The organism is Salinispira sp., assembly GCF_059431795.1.
Window position 1 is genome coordinate 1 of sequence record NZ_JBXWXS010000037.1, and the last position, 17201, is coordinate 17201.

At 51.7% G+C, this 17201-nt stretch carries 10 protein-coding genes; 6 read left to right on the plus strand and 4 right to left on the minus strand.

Annotation, left to right across the window (positions count from 1 at the left end; translation table 11 throughout):
- Window positions 1–120: 120 nt before the first annotated feature.
- A complete protein-coding gene (locus AC52PS_RS12780) occupies window positions 121–2496 on the minus strand; it encodes a carbohydrate binding domain-containing protein (protein WP_495563458.1) in 2376 nt (791 codons plus the stop codon).
- A gap of 20 nt (window positions 2497–2516) precedes the next feature.
- On the minus strand, window positions 2517–5888 hold the full coding sequence (locus tag AC52PS_RS12785; protein ID WP_495563459.1) for a 1,3-beta-D-glucan phosphorylase, GH149 family: 3372 nt from the start codon (window positions 5886–5888) through the stop codon (window positions 2517–2519).
- 267 nt (window positions 5889–6155) lie between these two features.
- On the opposite strand from AC52PS_RS12785, the gene AC52PS_RS12790 reads away from it, so the two are divergent.
- The 5 genes from AC52PS_RS12790 to AC52PS_RS12810 all read left to right on the plus strand — a co-directional run bounded on the left by AC52PS_RS12790 (window position 6156) and on the right by AC52PS_RS12810 (window position 12213).
- Window positions 6156–7076, plus strand: a complete 921-nt coding sequence (locus AC52PS_RS12790) for an ABC transporter permease (protein ID WP_495563460.1) — start codon at window positions 6156–6158, stop codon at window positions 7074–7076.
- 9 nt (window positions 7077–7085) lie between these two features.
- Entirely contained in the window at window positions 7086–7976 is an 891-nt protein-coding gene (locus AC52PS_RS12795) for a carbohydrate ABC transporter permease (protein ID WP_495563461.1), read from the plus strand.
- A 28-nt stretch (window positions 7977–8004) separates the two neighbouring features.
- Window positions 8005–9633, plus strand: coding sequence for an extracellular solute-binding protein (locus AC52PS_RS12800; protein WP_495563462.1), 1629 nt, complete (start codon window positions 8005–8007; stop codon window positions 9631–9633).
- 148 nt (window positions 9634–9781) lie between these two features.
- Window positions 9782–10813, plus strand: a complete 1032-nt coding sequence (locus AC52PS_RS12805) for a LacI family DNA-binding transcriptional regulator (RefSeq protein WP_495563463.1) — start codon at window positions 9782–9784, stop codon at window positions 10811–10813.
- 20 nt (window positions 10814–10833) lie between these two features.
- Window positions 10834–12213, plus strand: a complete 1380-nt coding sequence (locus AC52PS_RS12810) for a glycoside hydrolase family 30 protein (RefSeq protein WP_495563464.1) — start codon at window positions 10834–10836, stop codon at window positions 12211–12213.
- A gap of 46 nt (window positions 12214–12259) precedes the next feature.
- Here AC52PS_RS12810 and AC52PS_RS12815 read toward each other — a convergent pair whose 3' ends face one another.
- Window positions 12260–15718: a thiamine pyrophosphate-dependent enzyme gene (locus AC52PS_RS12815; protein WP_495563465.1), complete on the minus strand. Its 3459-nt coding sequence runs from the start codon at window positions 15716–15718 to the stop codon at window positions 12260–12262.
- 286 nt (window positions 15719–16004) lie between these two features.
- Between AC52PS_RS12815 and AC52PS_RS12820 the strand changes: the two genes are divergently transcribed.
- Window positions 16005–16268 (plus strand): DUF3820 family protein, encoded by a 264-nt coding sequence (locus AC52PS_RS12820; RefSeq protein WP_495563466.1) that lies wholly within the window; start codon window positions 16005–16007, stop codon window positions 16266–16268.
- Between the two features lie 30 nt (window positions 16269–16298).
- On the opposite strand, the gene AC52PS_RS12825 is transcribed toward AC52PS_RS12820, so the two are convergent.
- Window positions 16299–17117, minus strand: a complete 819-nt coding sequence (locus tag AC52PS_RS12825; RefSeq protein WP_495563467.1) for a ZIP family metal transporter — start codon at window positions 17115–17117, stop codon at window positions 16299–16301.
- Window positions 17118–17201 lie beyond the last annotated feature (84 nt).

The window sequence follows — 17201 nt, forward strand, 5'->3', positions numbered from 1 at the left end:
GGGTACACTCAGGGTTGGGGCAGTGGGGAATGTCGTACATGGAAACCTCCGGTTGGCAGTTGATCCTCTACTACCCGGAGGTTTTAGCCTATTTGAGTGCTTTCCACACTCGTTGGGGCATTATCTACGACTGACATCACTCCAATTCAGATTCAAAACGGATGCATACACCCGAAATTCCTGCTCACCTGCTTCAAGCATCACAGCACCCTCAATCGTGGTCCATTCCTGCCAGCCACCGCTGTATTCCAGCTGCAGCTCTTCCATCCTGATGCCGTTCACCGCAGGCTGAATTTTTCCTGCTGGAAGGTCTGTGGCAACCCGGTAACGCACCAGGTACTCGCCGGATTCCTTCACATCAAGATTATAGGAGAGCCAGTCTCCCTCTTCAAGCCAGCCTACATTCAAGCCGCCTTCCGAACTGGGCTGTGTGCGGGGGGAAGGGGATTTATCAAAAAAGTGTTCTGCCTCTATTCGGGTTGCAGCTTCAGAAACTGGAATCGGCGGGGGGATAAATTCCAGAGAAACATTATCCAGATATACATCCCGGGTGATTATGCCGGTGGGTAAAGCATGCAGTCGGAAGATGCCGGGACCCGATTGGGATGCTGATGTGGAAAATGGAATGCTGAAACTCTTCCATTGATCATTGAGGATAATTTTATTTCGGCCGGAAACGGAAAAATCTGTATCTTCACTGCCAATCCCTACGGTAACCGGGCGCTCGGTGTCGGAGCGGGCGTCAAAGCTGAGGATGTAGTTCGATTCCGGACGAATATTCAGACCGTCCTGCCGAAGTACCACCGCGTCCTCCTCATCACTGCTCCAGGCAATAAATATCTGCAGAGCCCGTTTGCCTGGTCGAGGATCGACCCGCAGCTCTGCCTCTGAATCCCGGTCAGTTAGGAGCTTCCAAAATTCTGTACGATTTTGTCCCAGTTCAAATCCGCCGTTATATATTAATTCATTTCCGGGAAGCATGGGTTTTGTCAGGGCTTCGATGCGTTTGGATTCCATGTCGGCCGCATCAGCTTGTTCACCGTTTCCCGGGGCGCTAGGTTCACTGTTGTTTTTCGATGCTTCATCGAGATTTTCCAGCTGCGCATCATCTATCCATACATCTGCGTCGGACAGACCCATATTGAACTCATACCGGGCTTGAACATCCTGTTCTTCGGCCATGGTGAACTCAAAACTGTATTCCTTCATTTCGGTGTCAATGGAGATGTACTGTTCACCCGAATATGCTGCCCATCCTCTGGGTGCCAGACCTCCCATCTTGACCATTATCTCTCTTGGTTCAGCGGCACGCGCCTTGAAGCTGACCCGGTACCGGGCACCCTCTTCCAGGTTCATCTGCTGCTGAATCAGTTGGTTAGCCCAGATCTGGCTTCCCGGCTGGGAAATTTGGATGTGCACTTCCTCATCTTCCCAAAGTGCAGAACCGGAACCTCCCTCGAAGTTGCCGAATTCCCAATAATCCAGTTCATCTGTGAAATGGCCGTTATAGACCAGATTTCCATCTGGGGTAGGAGCCCTGCCTTCCGGGGCTTTTTCTTCCTCTTCTTCCTTTGAGGATGCCTTTGCCGGGGGGTATCCGTTGGATTTTTCGTATACTCTGATGTAATCCACTTCCATCTGTTGGGGAAGGAGCGTAGTTTCATTTGGGTATCCGGGCCAGTTTCCCCCTACGGCAAGGTTGAGCTGAAGATAAAATGCCCGGTCGAAGGGAGCGGGCCAGGTATAGTCCGCGGGTTGACCTTCTTTCCGGGAGAACCACTTATTTTGGGTCTGATACAGATTTCCATCCACATACCAACGAAAGATTCCAGGCTCCCATTCCAGGGCGAAGGTGTGAAAATCGTCGGAGAATTTCCCTTCATTCAGGGAGTAGGAGCTGCCTGTGTAGCTGTGGGGAAGTCCGTAATGAAGTGTTCCATGAACGGTTTCGGGCTCATGGCCAACAAGCTCAACGATATCGATTTCACCCGAGCTGGGCCATTGTCCGTAGAGCTGGTAATCCGAGGGCATCATCCAGATGGCCGGCCAGATTCCCTGGCCTTCGGGCAGTTTGGCCCGGAATTCAAAGCGGCCGTACACCCAGTCCGCTTTGTTCTGGGTGGTGATTTTTGCGGACGTGTAGGGGCTTCCCTGAAACTCCTCGGCGTGGGCTTGAATAATCAAGGATCCGTCTTCAAGACGGATATTTTTCTCCTGGTTACTGTAGTATTGCAGTTCGTTGTTTCCGTATCCGCCGGCACCGATAACGTAATTCCATACCTGGGTATCAAGACTGTCTCCTGAGAAATCTTCCTCCCAAACCAGCTGCCATCCATTGAGTTGTTCCGTCATCCCTGTGCCTGTCTCTGTGTCCGTCTCTGCGGTTTTCAGGTTGGTGCATGAGGGAAATGCGAGCAGCAGAATGAATAATCCCCCTGCAAGCATTCTGCCCAACCCACCCGGTAAAATGGCCGAACGAATATCCTGTGATTTCATTTCGTTTCCTCTGTTATTCATCATCTTTCACCTTCAATATTCACCGTTACCCCGGTTACGTTTCCGTCTCTCAGGAAGATTTTTCGGGATATCTCTTCAGGTATCTCCAGACCGGATATACTCTCCGACTCTTTACCTGATACATGAATGAGGATTCGGTTTTCTGCAGCCCGATTAACACTGAAGCGGGTACCGCAGAATTGGAACCGGAACTCTTTTTCAGCGGGGATCCACTGATCTTCCAGGATCAGTTCGGGCATGAATCGGATAGATCCGTCTCTGATTACCATACCCAGTTCTGTGAAACGGGTGAGTACTTCTTCTTTTACCTGCCCTGTCATACCCGGCTGCTTTGCACCCTGCCCCCAGGGGCTGTGAGAATATGGATCCAGAGGAACCGCACCATATTCCTGGGGAGTTTTGTTGAATCCCAAGCCTTTTCGGACTTCTATGTACAGCTCCTTGAGTCTGGTGGTTAATTCCGGAGCATCGCCCCTGAGCACGCTGTCGGTAAGGCGTTCCTGGGCGGCTAAAAGCAGCTTGGATACCATATGCCAGTAAATGCTTCCCAGACCTTCATAGGCGAAAAATGTGCCCGATCTCCCGGTGAACATCCGATGATGGAAGGTTTCTTCGAAGAGCCGTATCAGCTCATCCTGTTGGGATTCTGAGAGAAATGATGCCCGTCGTTCCAGATCAGCGGCGTTTCTGAAGTCACCGTGGAAATGCCACATTCCGTTTTCATCTTGATGTATGAGTTCCCCCAGACGGGGGTGTGTTTTTAACTCCGGTGAGAGTTGGTTCATTTGTTTTTCATCAACGGAATTCTTGTCCAGAAAGCCCGCCACATCCCTGTAAGGGTAGAGCATGTATGATTTCTGATCCTCACGGTATAGCGGTCCCTTCTTCAGAAGTTCCAGAATACGGATGATTTCTTCGCTGGGGTAAATATCCAGTGATAGTCCGGCAACCTGTCCTTCAAGCATTGGGTACAGGGTATGAACTACCGCAGTTTGATTCGTTATTTCCAGCACCATGTAGGATTCAAAACTTCCATCCTGAAGTCTGGTGGTATCTATGGTGCGGATGAACGTGTCTTTACAGCTTTTCAGAAACTCGAGAATGGAATTGCGCTCCACTCTGATGCTTTTTCCGCTGAACCCACGGTCATACACGGCTGTTCTGTAGTGTTCAGCTGCGATTCCCAGTGCTTTGAGAACTTTATAGCGACTTGCCGGATTGTTATGGGCTTCCGGGGATATCTTCGCAAAAGCTGTTCTGCTTTCTTCCAGCCAGGCGTAGACTTCCTGGTTAAATTCCACCTGGTTGTCATCCACGAGGTTTAGCAATGATTCAATCTGTTCAATAAAGCGCAGCAGATAGCTGAGAGTCACCATAGAGAGTCCCCAGCCGGCCAATGCATTGTTTGCATCGTTCCATTCCGGGCGCTGGGTGTTCATCCAGATACCTCCGCCGGGTACATAGTTCGCTGCCTTGGCCAGGAGCAGGATGATCAGTTTTTCCAGGAATCCGGTTTTCAGCGGCCGGGATTCCCCATCCGGAATCAGGGCTGCATCCGCTCCCAGAATGTTTCTCCGGGAGCGGATTTCCCGATCCAACTCATGGTCAAAGCTGATCGAATTGTACGGATCCTTTTCAAGCTGGGAGAACTCCGCAATTCTGTAGGGCACCCGTGCGAAGGTGAACATTTTGGCGTGAAAGAGCCGGGATAGTCCTTCGGGGAGGAAGTGGGCGGCATTTTCCAGAAGTTTGGTCAGATAGATAATCTGGTGGTCGCTCCAATACCCGATATTTGCCCAGGGGTTATCCGGTTCGGGAACCTCCCAGTCGATACCGTTTTGGGATATTCGGTACGGGTTGTACCCGTCTATGGTTGTGGCGTTGAGGAATTTGGTAATCACTGAAAGATAAAATTGGGGGTAGGAGAAGCATAAGGCTTCCCAATTCTGGAAGATATCCCGCCAATTCCCCTGATAGCCGGTAACAGGTTCGCCGTGCTCATCCTTGGTCTGAATGAAGAACATGTTCCAGGGGCGGCTGGGATCCCCGTGCCTGCGGCTGAAGCTTAAGGGAAGATATTCAAAGCTCATTCTAATCAGATCCGGATCGCCGCTTTTCTGGCAGATATTTTGCAGTTCCCCGATGGATATTTCTTTGGGAAGGGAGGAAAGAAGATCCTTGTGAGCCCGGGACAGATCGGAATTCCAGTCGTTTACAAAGTCAGAAAAGTCATGACCGTGAATGGTATATCCGTTGAGAAAATACCCACCACGCATAACGTTGAACAGTACGTTGAGACTGTGGTGATACTGACTTTCTTTGCTCCCAACCTCCTGCAGACCGTCATTACGCTCAAGAATTTTTATCAGATCTTTCCGGGCCCGGGTGAGGTCCTGTTCAAGCTCTGTTTCCAGGTGCGTTTTCTGTTCGAGAAGACGTTTGCGAAGATTGTGGACGCTCCGGTGATCCTGTTTCAGTTCAGCGACAAAGCCCCAGCTGCCGTCGAGCTTATCCCCGGCAAGTGTGAAATCGCAGATGTATGCACCACGCTGTCCCCGAATATCAGTTTCACTTCGGGTGGGTATGCCCCTGCTCACATTTTCAAGTTGGGACTCTGAGAGAAGAAGCGTATATTCCCCAATTCCGTATGACCACACTGTGGTGGCTCTCAGACTTTCGCTGGGTTCCGCCTGATCGGTTAAGGTGGCATTCAATGTGTATATGCCCAGACCGGTTTGAAGATCCGATTCATTTCTTTTATATGCATTGAGCAGGTTGCTCATGCCGGTTTGAAGCTGTTCATTCACGCTGGCAGGGAGAATGTTGCGGATACCGTCCACAATCCGGACTTTTTCAATGTCCGGATTATCTACGGAAATGGAAGCCCCCCTGTGGATGCCGTAGCCGGGGCTGGCTTCCCAGCAATAGGAGAATGTAATTCCCAGGTCGTGATTGATCTCCTCAAAGAGCACTGCATCTCCGTATACCGCCTTATACAGGTTCCTGGTCCTATTGTAGAAGTGGTTTCCGTCCCAGAGAAGAGGTTCCCAAAGATAGGTTCCCGTGCAGCTGTGAACCAGGATTCGGGTGAAGGAACCGGTGTTCCGGAAGTTTTCGGTGATTTTATCCACAGTGTAATAGGGAAAGAGTGCGTTATTCCTGGATTCCCGTCCTGCTGTAATGCCCCCGGTGGAAGAGAGGAACATCCAGATATTATCCGGGTTGGTAACGGACATGAAAAACGGTTTCATGCAATCATAGTCTGAAATGCAATACCATTCCCGGTCCTGTTTCAAGATGATTTCCCCCCGGGGGGTGCTGTTTCCATGGAATAGGGGTGATATTCCCATTTTGAGCTGTTGAGTATTCATTTCTGTCTCCTGACGAGTGATATCTGCGGGATAATTATGCCATTATAGCACGAATTTATGTTTGCGTAAACAATAAGCTGTGATCCTGATGCTTCAAAATATGGGGTGTAAATCGAAAAAATGTCCTGGATATAGGGATCTAATTGGGAAGAATTCCGATGAGTAACCCAAATATGATATCAAGGGATGCAAGATTCTGCAAAAAAATGTTTACGGAAACATTAACCCGTGCTACTGTTTTTCTATTCACCCAACAGGACGGTTTATATGAAGTCAATTCAGCTGCCGGATAAACGAAAACTCTTCCGGTTCCGGTATCTTTTATACATGGCGGTACCTGCATTGGTATGGATGATAGTTTTCAATTACATACCCATGTATGGAATCATTATCGCATTCAAGAATTACCGGATTATTCAGAGTATTTCCGAGGCTCCCTGGGTTGGCCTGTATCATTTTAAGGAACTTTTTGCCGAGGGGGACTTTTGGCGGGTCATGAAGAACACCCTGGGAATCAGTTTTTACAAACTGCTTATCGGGTTCCCTCTTCCGATCATTTTTGCCCTGTTTCTTAACGAGATTAAAAGTTTTCAATTCAAGAAGACAGTGCAGACAATTTCCTATCTTCCCCACTTTCTTTCCTGGGTGGTTCTCGGCGGAATCATGATGAACTGGCTTTCCGATGTGGGAATTATCAATGACTTCCTCATGAAGCTGGGGCTGATCGAAGAACCGCTGTTTTGGCTGGCGGAGCCGGATAAGTTCTGGGGCATTGTGGTTATTTCGGATATCTGGAAGGAGCTGGGATGGGGAGCAATTATTTATATTGCGGCAATTGCCGGAATTGATCCCAGTCTGTACGAAGCGGCTACCATGGATGGTGCGGGCCGCTTCCAAAAGATGCGCCATATCACCCTTCCCAGCATTGCCGGCACCATTTCAATTCTCCTTATTCTGGCTATCAGCGGAATTCTCAACACGAACTTTGATCAGATACTGGTTCTGAGAAACTCCCTCAATCAAAGTGCAAGTGATGTAATAGATGTATTTGTATACCGGGTTGGAATTCGAAATGCACGGTTTTCCTATGCCCAGGCAATCGCTCTTTTCAAATCCATTGTAGCTCTCATTCTTCTTTGGGGGGCTAACACCTTCTCGAAAAAGGTGAACGGACATTCTCTTTATTAGGACAGGGATATGGCAATAGCAGGAATGAAGCACCGAAGAATTGACCTTTTCAATATAGTCAATATAAGCATTATGATTATCATCTGCGGCATTACCCTATATCCAATTTGGTATACCGTGGTTTTGTCCTTCAATGACGGCAGCGATGCCCTTCTGGGAGGAATTTACTGGTGGCCAAGGGAATTCAGTCTGGAAAGCTACCAGGCGGTGTTCCAATCTCCGGACATATTATGGGCTTTCGTGATTTCCGTTCTCCGGACAGTGATCGGGACGGTCACCCATGTGTTTTTCACCGGAATGACGGCATACGCATTTTCCAAAAAGCATTTGCCGTTCCGGGGCTTTTTCCTTGCAGTTGGAACATTCACCATGTTTTTCAACGGCGGCCTTATTCCCACCTTTCTGCTGTTCAAGGAGCTCCATCTTCTGGATAACTTTCTGGTCTATATTCTTCCCACCATGTTCAATTTTTTCCATCTGATTATCTTTATGTCGTTTTTCCGGGAGCTTCCCGAAAGCATTGAAGAATCGGCCCTCATTGATGGTGCCAATGAATTCGTGATCTTTGTGAGGATCATATTACCCCTTTCAACTGCGGTAATTGCAACCATTGCGCTGTTTCATGGAGTGTGGCACTGGAATGATTATTTTTTCGGAGTAATTTTTGTGAACAGCGAATCGCTGCAGCCGATTTCTTCCTACCTGTACCGGGTAATTGCGGAAACCAGCTCCAATCAGATGCTGGCGAATATGCCCGAGGGGATGCGTACCCAGTCGGTCACTTCCCAATCAATCAAACTGGCCACCATGATCGTGGCCACACTGCCAATTGTCGTTACATATCCGTTCCTGCAGAAGTACTTTGTGAAGGGTCTGCTGATCGGATCAGTAAAAGGTTAATTCTCCGGATGGGGAATATGGAGGTTGTATGAGCAGAATAGCGAGTATTATTCTGGTGTTTGCCCTTGTGATGGGCATGCCCCTGGTCGCTGAAGGTCAGGGGGAACGGAGCGGTTCCGGAGAGGGGTCGAATGTGGAGCTGAGTGCCGATCAACCGGGGTGGAAGCTGGATACCAGCCCCATCACATTTGACTGGTATATTCATTTTTCATGGTTTCCGTCCCAGTGGGGTGAAGGTGATGCGGTTTCAGAGTATGTTGCCGAGAAAACCGGCGTGGACATCAATTTCATCGTACCCGCAGGTAACGAAGCGGAGAAGCTGAATACTCTTATAGCAGGAGACCAGCTTCCCGACTTTATTACACTGGGATGGTGGGAAGGCCAGGTCAACGACATGATAGACGGGGAACTGGTGTATGCTCTGGATGAATTGGCTGAGCAATACGACCCCTACTTCTTTGAAGTTGCGGTGGATGAGCGTCTTGGATGGTATACCCGTGATGACGGTCACGTGTATGGTTATCCCAACGCGTCGTTCTCACCCTCCGACTATAATAAGTATGATCTGCCCTCAAATCAAACCTTTCTGGTTCGAAAAGATATGTATGAAGCTTTGGGCGAACCGGAGATGCGCACCCCTGAAAGTTTTCTGGATACCCTGCGCAGAGCAAAAGAGATGTTCCCGGATATCGGAGGACAGCCGCTCATTCCCTTCGGTATGCATGAGTTCGGCGACTCGGGAAACTACAGTCTGGAAGCATACCTGCAAAATTTCCTGGCCATCCCCTACGAAGAAAACGGAGAACTTATCGACCGTTTTGCCCATCCTGAATACAAAAGATGGCTCAAAACCTTTCGACAGGCTCGGGAAGAAGGCCTGATAACCACAGATGTGTTTGTGGATAAGCGGGCGCAGATGGAGGAAAAAATTGCACAGGGCCGCTACTTTTCCATGCTCTATCAACGAACAGATTTCGCCGGTCAGCAACAGATCCTGTACGAAAATGACCCCGACTCTATTTACATTGCAGTTGACGGTCCGGCAAATACAGATTTGGACGACCCGCGGCTTGCGGGGCAGGGAGTCGCAGGCTGGACTATCACCCTCATATCCAAAAACGTGGAAGACCCTGCCCGGGCAATCCGTTTCATGAGCTACATGCTCAGCGAAGAAGGGCAGAAAGATTTCTATTTGGGAGTTGAAGGGGTAACCTGGGAAACACGGGACGGTAAGGATCAGCTCACACCCGAGGCCCTTGATATGCTGCAGACCGACCGCGGACAGTTCGACAAGGTGCATGGTGCGGTAACCACCTATTGGATGCTCATGGACAATGCGATGTTCGCTCAGTGGGAGCCTGAACCGGTGAGTCCCGGCAAAGAGCTCATAGAATGGACGCTTCCATACACGGTGAGCTATGCAGCCTATGATGATATTGCTCCTCCGGCGGGTACCGAACTGGGTATCATCAGCACCAAACTGGTTGAACTGAGAGGGAAAATGCTCCCCGCGTTGCTGAATGCAGAGAGCGAAGCGGAATTTGAGGAGATCTGGGACAGCTGGATCCGACGGAAGGAGCAACTGGGGCTTGCCCAGTTAATGGAGTATCAACAGACCAGGGTGGATGAAAACAAGGCAAAGCTCGGTCTGAATTAGGCGGATAGTCCACTTACAGCGTAAAACACTGCCGGCAGCGCCGGTTGGCACCGTCCCGGGGATATACTTCCCCGGGACGGTTTATTCACACAAGCCGTAATTTTCAGATAGACTGAACAAGTATAAACCAATGTGCCGGGAGGCAAGGGTGGCAACTCAGAAAGATGTGGCACGGCTGGCGGATGTTTCGTTCATTACCGTATCCCGGGTCATAAACAACAAGGGAAATGTACGGCCCGATACCCGTGAAAGGGTTTTGAAGGCTATCAAGGAACTGAATTACTATCCGAATAGCTTTGCACAGGGACTTAGCGCGAACCGGGTGAACACCATCGCGGTTATGCCCCATCTCTCGGACGCCATCGGTGTTGAAGAGACTTCCTACTACCGCCGCCTTCTTATCGGTATAGAAAAATACTGTATGCAGGCCGGTTTCGATATTCTCCTCTCCACCCAGAGGGAACCGGATGAAAATTTTGATTTTCTCAGGCCCTATTATCAACGAAAGGCTGACGGCTTAATCCTGCTGGGGATAGACCGGGGGGATATCGACTACGGGAAAATTCTGGAAGATGAAATCCCTTGTGTGATTATCGGAGAGCATGGAACCCATCCGGAGATCTGTCATTTGGACTCGGATAACAGTTGGGGGACCCGGCTTATCAGCGAGTATCTGATTAATCAGGGGCACCAGCGGATTGCCTATCTTCATGTTGATCGCTGGACACAGGATACAACTGACCGTTTTGAAAGTTTCAAAGATGTACTAGAGGAGCGGAATATTCCGTTTCACGAGGAGTATTTCCTCCATGGCGATTTCACAATGGAATCGGGACGGGTTGCTGCCAGGAAAATTGCATCCATGAAAAGCCGTCCCACTGCAGTTATTGCGGCCACAGATCTCATGGCCCTGGGGCTGCTGGAGGGTGCCTCGGAGGTGGGACTGAGAATCCCGGAGGATCTTTCCATCGCAGGATTCGACGGCCATGAGATTACAGCCTACACCAATCCGCCACTGGCCACGGTAATCCAGGATCTGGAGGGGATGGGCTTTGAAGCCGCACGTTCGCTTATCCGCCAGATACACGGTGAACCCCTGGATACCCGGGAAATTATATTCCCGGTTGTGTTTGAACCCCGGGGAAGCATCAACCGGGAAAAAACTGCTACCAGGCCCTGACGGGCATTACAGGAAAACATATGAACATACACACACTTATACTCAGCTCCAAAGACGGAGGACAAAGGCTCCAGGAGATGGATCGGGACGCCTATATTTCAGCATATGAGAGTCATGAATTACCTTCAGTGGATATTCAAATTCATGAGCATCGCACTCGGCAGGAGATTCTCGGCTTCGGGGGTGCCTTTACTGAAGCGGCTGCACTGAGCCTTTCCAGACTGAATCCCCGGCTTCGGGAAGAAGCGCTCAACGCGTACTTTCATCCCCAACGGGGTCACGGGTATTCCCTGGGCAGAGTGCACATTCACAGCTGCGATTTCGCCCTGGGCAATTATAGCTATGTTGAGGAAAATGATGAGGGATTGGAGAGTTTCAGCGTTGCACACGATCGGGAACACATAATCCCCATGATCCGGGATGCGGCGGCTGCCGCAGGTCGGAACCTGAAGCTGCTGGCATCACCCTGGAGCCCTCCGGGCTGGATGAAGACCAACGGAGAAATGAATAACGGCGGGAAGCTGCTGCCCCGGTACCATGATCTCTGGGCCGAATACTTTGTGAAGTTTATCCGGGCATACGAAGAGGAAGGAATTTCTCTGTGGGGTGTAAGCGTGCAGAATGAGCCCGATGCGGTACAAATCTGGGATTCCTGCATTTACAGCGCCGAGGAAGAACGGGATTTCGTGCGGGATTACCTTGGGCCTCGTCTTGAGCGCAGCGGATTGGCGGATATCAAGCTGCTGATCTGGGATCATAACCGGGACATTATGGTTGAGCGTGCCGAAACAGTGCTCTCGGATCCTGAGGCTTCAAAATATGTGTGGGGAACCGGGTATCATTGGTATGTGTCGGAAGAATTCTCAAACTTATCCCGTGTACATGAAATGTTTCCCCACAAGCACCTTCTTTTTACAGAAGGATGTCAGGAAGGAGGGTGTAAAATCGGTGAGTGGTTCACCGGAGAGCGCTACGCCCGAAACATGATTGGAGATTTCAATAATTGGTGTGAAGGCTACATAGACTGGAATCTGGTGCTGGATGAAACCGGAGGGCCGAATCATGTGAATAATCTCTGCGATGCACCGATTATTGCCGACACCCGCAACGACCGTCTGATCTATAATTCATCCTATTACTACATCGGACATTTCAGCCGTTTTATCCCCCCCGGGTCCAAAGCGTTGGAAATCTCTTTGGGGATATCCGGAGGCGTTCCCAAGGCCGGGGAGCGGGATTCCATCTCCTGCGCCGCCTTTCAGCGTCCCGACGCTTCGATTGCGGCGGTTGCAATGAACGACGGCGACGGGGAACAAAGCAGCACTCTGGGAATCGGAGAGCAGCGCTTCAAACTGAAGCTGCCCGCACACAGCATCGCCACGATTATTCTCAAAGCATAAATGGGGGCTGAGTACCCCGGGCAAGCAGGGGTTTCCGGGCCGGGGGTTACACCCGCTCCAGGACCGCCCCTGCATAGGTGAACCCGCCTCCGAACGCGGTTAGCCCCAGGGTGGAGGGCAGACTGCCGCTGCTAGCTGTTGCCGCCCCGATCTGTCCCAGTTCATCCGCGTCGTTGAGGATCTGTTCGATACAGAGGGGTATGGTGGATGATGAAGTGTTTCCCCAATCCTTAATCATGGAGAACACCCGGGAGCTGTCCAGTTTCATTCTCTGGCGTACCGCATTAATAATCCGCTGATTCGCCTGGTGGGGCACAATGAGATCCAGATTATTCGCCTTGAAGCCCGAAGCTTTGGCCGCAGTATCCAAGGATGAGATCATGGCCCGTACCGCTTTCTGATAGATTACCGGCCCTTCCATGCTGATATATTCGGTTTCTCCTTCACTTCCCCGCTGCTCATGCAGAGGGACGGTGAGTGCCTGTTCGGTATCGGGGCTTGCAAACAGAGATGGTCGGTGAATTCGGTATATGGGGAGAATGTGATCCGTTTCCCCGGCTTCACCCCGTGGGGCTGCGCTGATAAGTGTGGCGGTGGCCGCATCCCCGAAGATGGGTGCAGTTGAAGGATCGCTGCTGTCCAGCCGTCTGGAGAGAAGTTCAGTGGTAATCAGCAGGATGGGCTTCCCGCCGCCGGTGCTCACGAGGGCATCGTGGGCTATCTGCAGTCCGTAAATATACCCGGAGCAGGCTGCGGAAAAGTCCATGGCGGGTATTTCCGTGCCTGGATCACAGCCCGGTAAGCGGTCCAGAACCCGGCACGCCAGGGACGGGGTAATCGTGTCCGGGGTGCCGGTGGAGAGATATATTCCCCCAAGATCTCCGGCCTCAAGATTGAACCGGTTCATCAGTTCCGTTGCTGCTTCCACGGCCATGCCCACGGCACTCTGGTCATCACCGGCCCAACGGCGCCGCTGAATTCCCGTGCGTTTCACAATATCTTCGGGGCTCCAGCTGGGGCAGAGCCGGGAGATTTCTTCGTTATCCAATATCCGTGAGCCTGCAGAGTGGGCAACTCCAGCGATCCCCACAAGTATCGGGGAGGCTGAATCGGGTGTTTCCACATGGTCCGAGATTTCGCTGCTGCGGAACTGCAGGGGTTCAAGTCTGATAACCGGCGTGCCCGGTTCTTCCCTGGTGGGAGGTTTGGGCACTGCGGCATCTTCAGTGAGCAGCCGGATCAGCGGGGTTCCTACGGCAACTTCATCGCCGATCTCCACCAGAAGGTCCCGAACTGTGCCGGAAATGGGTGCGGCAATTTCGGTAACCGCTTTATCCGCCTCCACGCTGGCGACCAGCTCTCCTTCTTTTACCTCTTCCCCTGCCTTAACCAGGTACTCAATGACGGTTACCATCTCATCAGAGGGGCTGGAACCGATTGCTTCAACCAGGAACTCCCCCTCTCCGGCGCTTAACGGTTTATCCCATTCCATATCACCCTGAAGCATTTGAACAGCAGCTTCAAGAATCTCTTTGTAAGAGGGAAGCACTTCCAGCTGGTTGCCGAAATTGCAGGGAACATAGGTATCTTCCCGTACTACACGCCGGGAACTGAAGCCTCCGGAAAGCTCTTCGCTCAAATAGGCCAGAATCTCCGCCCCGAAGCCCGAGGAACGGTTGTCTTCGTGGGCGATAATCACCCTGCGGCTTTTCCCTACTGATTCCCGAACCATATCCTTGTCCCAGGGAGAGAGTGAGCGCAGATCTATGAGGTCCACTTCAACTCCCTTCTCTTCCAGGGCCGCTGCGGCCTTGTTCATCAGAGATACGGTGTTTCCCCAGCCGATCAGGCTTATATCCGAGCCCGAGCGTACCCGCCGGGCCTTCCCCACCGGAACAAAATGTTTGCCAATATCCGGGCTGGTGGCCCTGTTTCGGTCGTTCAGACAGTTTTTGGGATAAAAGAAGAGAGTAGGGCGTCCCGACTCATACGCTGAGTTCAGCAGTCCCGCAGCATCCCCCGCAGAAGAGGGCATCACCACATCCACACCCGGTGTGTGCACCGCCATGGCTTCAAGACTGGATGCGTGAAAGGGTCCCAGGCCCGGCTTGTATCCTCCGGAGGTGATCATCAGGATTGCAGGTGCATCCCAGCCTCCGTCGGTCCTCCAATACATGCTGCCCATTTCGGAGAAAATCTGATTGTACGCCAGGGGCAGGAAGTCGGCGAACTGTATGAATCCCACGGGTCTGCCTCCCGCAAGAGCCCGCCCGACGCTCACCCCTGCAATGGTGGATTCGCTCAGAGGACTGTTGAGAACCCGTCCGGGATTGGCGGTGCTCAAGCCCTTGGTAATGCCGAATACATCCCCCTTGGGGTCCTCAATATCCTCTCCGAACAGACTGAGCCGTTTGTCGTTTTCCAGGCGAATCCGGAAGCTCTCCCGTATGGCTTCGATCATGGTCATGCATTGCTTTTCACCGTCCGTGGATGGTCCTTCATAGCTGCCGCGGGATTCCTCGGTTTTCAGATAGGCGGGGGAAAGGGGGCGCTTTGCGTCGAATACCGAGTCAGGTTCAGGTGAGCGGCGGCTTCGGTCAGCGGCCTCATGAACGTCTGACTTCACTTCCTCCTCCAGAGATTTGATCTCATCTTCGTTCATCCCCGATTCCAGAAGAAGGTTCCTGCAGTGAACCAGGGGATCTCTGGTGGAGGCCGAGCGGCCGATATCCTCGGCGCTGCGGTACACGCTTTGGTCGTCGGCGTTGGTGTGATTGGATATCCGGTCAACCTGGAAAATCACGATTGCCGGATTTCGGGTCTCCCGCATCTCTGTCACAACCCTGGACAAAGCGCTATGGGACTCAACAATATTACAGCCGTCTATTCGAACGATGGGGATTCCGTAAAAGCTTTCGGCTTCGCCGTCGGGAGTTGAGAAAAAGGTCTGTCCCCGGGTCTGGGTGGATATTGCGTACACGTTATCTTCAACAAAATAGAGAACCGGAAGCCTTTCCCTCACAGAATGGGCAATGGATTCGAGAACCTCTCCCTCCTGGGTCATTCCGTCCCCCAGAGCACAGAGCACCACCGGACTGCCTTCCTGAGTCTTCACCTCGGCGGCTATGCCCGCCGCCGGGAGGGCGTTGTTGCCAACGGGACCCGCCAGGCTCAACACCTTATGCTCGGGATCGCTGATGTGAGCGGACATCTGCCTTCCCCGTGAATGGGATGCGTCTTTACAGAAGAGGCTGTGAAAAAACATTTCATTGCTCACCCCCCGGGCAAGCATGAGGGCTTTATCCCGGTAATGGCAATGGAGCCAGTCCTGGTCCCCGAGAATGTCTTCCAGAACCACCGAGCCCTCGTGACCAGCCCCGGAAACGTGGAAAAATGCTTCTCCCCGTTTGGTGAATTGGTCCTCAAGGCGGTCAACTTCCCTGGCACTGAGCATATAACGGTAAAACCGGCGTAACTGATTCTGTGTAAGATCCTGATTCTGCATGGCAACTCCTGGGTATATGGCTGAAGCTTGGATCTGATGGTAGGATATAATTGAATCAAATTCAACAATATCCCGACGCTATTCTCTAATTTATTGCTCAGGTATACTCTTGACCGTCAGCGCCGCGCCAGGCTCAGGATAGCCGCACAAACGGAATGGCGGCTCCTGTTGGATAGCAGCCAGTGCAGGATAACTCATATTGGATAGCGGCCGATACAGGATAATCGGCGGCGTTCACAAAATCCCAGCCCGGGGCGGATGCATCGGCGGGAGGGGAGGGGGAAAAATGGAAGAACAGAATTCTGAAGACGGGGAACAAATTCTGCTGGAAATAGCCAATACCCAAATGCCCTTCGGGCGTTACGCGGGTAGATATCTGGTGGATCTTCCAGAAGCATATGTGCTCTGGTTCAGGGAGAAGGGGTTCCCCCGGGGAAGACTGGGGGTGCTTATGGAGAATTTGCTTGAGATTAAAGTAAACGGCCTGGAAAAGATGGTCCGCCCCCTCTGCAGGGATGAATCGTACCGGCGCAGACGGTTCCCGGGTTAATTCCTCCCGGGCCCGCCTGAAGTTACCGACTTATCCAAGGCTTACATCCAGAAACATCATCACCGCGAACCCCAGCATGGCTCCGATGGTAGCCACATCGGTGTTTTTGTCGGTCTGAGCTTCGGGGATTAATTCCTCAACCACCACATAAATCATGGCTCCCGCCGCAAATGCCAGAGCGTAGGGAAGCAGGGGGCGCATGAACAGAACCATGGCGGCGCCGATTACCCCGGCGATGGGTTCCACGATTCCGGAAATCTGGCCGTAGAAGAACGCTTTTCTTCGGGAAACACCTTCCCGCCGCAGGGGAACGGATACCGCTGCACCTTCGGGAAAATTTTGAATGCCGATTCCCAGAGCCAGTGCAATGGCACCTGCAAGACTCGCACCCGGAGCGCCCACACCCAGGGCGCCGAATGCCACTCCCACGGCGAGACCTTCGGGAAAGTTGTGGAGAGTAATGGCGGAAATTAGCAGAACGCTCCGTCTCCAGCTTGTATGGATGCCTTCCGCCTCCTCACGCTTCTGACCAATATGTACATGGGGCAGAATCTGGTCCACACCCCACAAAAAAATACCACCCAAGAGAAATCCTGTAACTGCAGGCAACCAGGGAATACCTCCCTGCTGTTCGGTCATTTCGATAGCCGGTGCCAGGAGGGACCAGAACGAGGCGGCGATCATTACTCCTGCGGCAAACCCCAGCATGGCGTTCAATACCCGCATCTTGATTTCTTTGAAAAAAAACACCATGGCTGCTCCCAGGGCGGTGAGCAGCCATGTAAACAGGGTTCCCAACAAAGCTTGTGTAAGGGGCTGAAGCTGGGAAAACCATTCCACGATTTCCATATGCTATCCTTTAGATTGATATTACCGCCTGAATACGGTGTATCCGCCGTTTCATGAAGCATTGCTTCATACGGGATGTTGCCG